We start from the raw sequence: 214 nt of genomic DNA, 5'->3' as shown, positions 1-214 counted from the left end.
CATGCCGCCGTAGAGATGGTTGAGGAACATCTCCTTGGTCAGCGTCGTGCCCTTCCGCAGGGCCAGCAGCTCCAGGATCTGGTACTCCTTGCCCGTGAGCTTCACGTAGCTGCCCGCGATCGCCACCGTCTTCTCGTCGAGGTTCACGATGAGGTCGCCGGTGGTGATCACCGACTGGGCGTGGCCCTTCGAGCGGCGCACGATCGCCTGGATA

Annotated in this window: 1 protein-coding gene; it reads right to left on the bottom strand. The window is 63.6% G+C overall.

The features are described 5' to 3' along the window. Nucleotides 1-214 (bottom strand): winged helix-turn-helix domain-containing protein (locus ASF18_RS24800; protein ID WP_244472727.1); only part of this gene is annotated, 214 nt, incomplete at both ends.

The sequence above is a fragment of the Methylobacterium sp. Leaf89 genome (assembly GCF_001422215.1).
In the GTDB taxonomy this organism is placed as follows: domain Bacteria; phylum Pseudomonadota; class Alphaproteobacteria; order Rhizobiales; family Beijerinckiaceae; genus Methylobacterium.
This window is presented reverse-complemented; position numbering and strand designations above follow the sequence as displayed.